We start from the raw sequence: 467 nt of genomic DNA, 5'->3' as shown, positions 1-467 counted from the left end.
CTTGTGCAGCCCGCGCGAGCGTACCCGAGAGACGGCGCTGCCAATTGCGCTCGCCTGCGGTGTCGGAGAAATCGCGATCTGCGCCGAACTTGACGAGATCGACTTCGGCGACTGGTCGGGAAAGACTTTCGATGAGCTGAATGGCGACGCCAGCTGGCGAGCCTGGAATGATCAGCGGCAAGTGGCAAGGACACCGAGTGGCGAGACCATGCACGATGTCCAGCAGCGCGTCGTCGCGGTGATGAATGCTGTCCACGAGCAGCATCCGAATCAGTGTGTCGCCCTGGTCAGCCACGCCGATGTGATCAAGGCCGCCGTCTGCAAGGTCCTTGGCTTGCCGGCCGGCGACTGCTTTCGCTTCGACATCGATCCCGCTTCGATCACGACGATCGTATCGGGGGACTGGGGGGCGAAGCTGATCCGATTGAACGAAGTTGCCTGACGAGGATTTGCCGGATGCAGATGGT

At 61.7% G+C, this 467-nt stretch carries 1 protein-coding gene; it reads left to right on the top strand.

All coding sequences use genetic code 11. The annotated features are described in order from the left end of the window. A partial coding sequence (locus EOC94_RS33580; RefSeq protein ID WP_148128469.1) for a histidine phosphatase family protein occupies positions 1–442 on the top strand: 442 nt, incomplete at its 5' end. Positions 443–467 lie beyond the last annotated feature (25 nt).

The organism is Mesorhizobium sp. M6A.T.Ce.TU.016.01.1.1 (assembly GCF_003997065.1).
GTDB classification, from domain to species: Bacteria; Pseudomonadota; Alphaproteobacteria; order Rhizobiales; family Rhizobiaceae; genus Mesorhizobium; species Mesorhizobium mediterraneum.
This window is presented reverse-complemented; position numbering and strand designations above follow the sequence as displayed.